Annotated in this window: 1 protein-coding gene; it reads left to right on the top strand. The window is 64.8% G+C overall.

The window, feature by feature from the left end:
• Positions 1 to 1,813: phospholipase effector Tle1 domain-containing protein (locus AC19YT_RS28135; RefSeq protein WP_500611377.1), on the top strand; the 1,813-nt coding region annotated here is incomplete at its 5' end.
• Between the last annotated feature and the right edge of the window lies 1 nt (position 1,814).

A 1,814-nucleotide genomic window follows, 5' to 3' on the forward strand; every position in this document is an offset into this window, starting at 1 on the left:
TTACTACCCCGGCCTCGGCGCCGACTTTGACCCTGAAACCCGAGTATTGGCCGCTGCCATCGCCGATAAAGCCGGTGACGCTATTTACGATAAAGCCCCTGAGATGGCCCAAGACAAGGCCCGGGAACGCACGAAGGCCGCCGTGGAAGATGCCTGGGCCCGCAGCCAGGGGATCCGCGATCGTAGCCTGATTCGGCGGGCGATGTGGACGGCGCAAGAGGTCTTGGAGCAAGGCAAGGAGGCGGCCGGCAGGGCGGGGCGCCAGGCCAAGCGCCTGGTGGCCAAACCCCGTAAACAATGGGCGCGTATCGAGCGCAACCTGCGCCGCGAGTGGCAGGACTATTGGGAGGAGGTGACGCGCCACCCCTGGCGCGCCGCCCAGTCGGCGGGGCAAGCCGGGGCCAAGGTTTCGGCAGGGGCTGTGGCCGAGTCCTGGGGCTGGGTGCGTGATGGCTCCCTAGGGGCCGCGCTGTTCAATACCGGCGTGGAGGTGCGCCTCAACGCCGCCCGGCGCGACTTTCAACTGGCGGTGATGAGCGCCCAGCAGCGCCTGCCGATCCATAAGATCAACGTGGCGATTTTCGGCTACGACACGGGCGGTGGCCTGGCCCTGGCCTTTGCCCAACGCCTGCTGGAAGGCCTCATGGAGGGCGGGGCTTACCAGGGCATTCCCGTGCACATCCGGTTCATGGGCTTGTTCGATTGCGTGACCAACCGCTATGACGACAACCTGTTGACGGGGTTTATGCCGATGAGTAACCAGGTGTCTTCGCAACTGCACCTCTCGCCCCAGGTTGAGCGTTGCGTGCATTACGCCGCCGCCCACGAACTGCGTTTTTACAAACCCCTGAGCATGCTCGGCGCCGACCCCGAGGACTGTCGCGGGCCCCGCCAGGAGCGTTTGTTTCCCGGTGCCCAGGTCGATGTGGGCGGTGGGGCCGATGAGGATGACGAGAGCGTGTCGGATAACGTGTCGCGGTACCCATTGCAGATGATGTATCACCGCGCCTACGCGGCGGGAATTCCGATGCCGAGCCTGGCGGCATTAGAGCGTGAAAGGCCGATTCTGTACCAAACCTTCCTCATCCCCCCCGAAATCACCACCTTCCAGCGCAACTACCGCGCCGCTGTTAAGCAACTGGCGGCCACCACCCGGGAAATCCCCTCGCTGGTGCTTGAGTCGGGCCGGGCCACCGAGCGTTTCAAGCCGCAGATCGTCAACGCGCAGGCCTCGGCGTACCAATGCACGGTGCCGGCAGCGCCTTTGTTCATCAGCCTACTGCCGACAACCATCGAAGAAGAACTCAGCGGCCACACGGTGATCTTCATCCACTGGCTGCGTATGTGGTACGACCAGCACCAGCACAGCGCCGGGCGCAAGACCCGTGGCTGGGGCCTGGGCGTGCCGCTGGACCCCAAAGCCTTTGGCCGCTACCAGAAACTGGCCGACGAGTTGGCCTACATGGACCGCCACGCCCGCTCCGGCCCGCAGTTCGACCCGCCGCAAGCGCGGCGCCAACTCGACGGCGAAGTGGCGCCGGACATCTTCATCAGCGACCCGCAGGCCCAGGCGTTGTTTTGGCTGTGGAACAACCCCGGCAGCCGAATCGCCGAGATCGAAGCGCTGTACCCGCACTTTCTCAGCGACATCCACGACAGCATGGCCGAGTCGGATATCGAGACGGCCTTCGGCGCGTGGGTGCATGCCCGGCACTACATGAACCGCCGGGCGATCCATCGGTTATCCACCGCGCCGGACCCCGGTTTCTTGCAGCGTTTGGAGCTGGCGTATGAGAGGTTTTTCGCCCATTGAG

The organism is Pseudomonas sp. MF08875 (assembly GCF_059862525.1).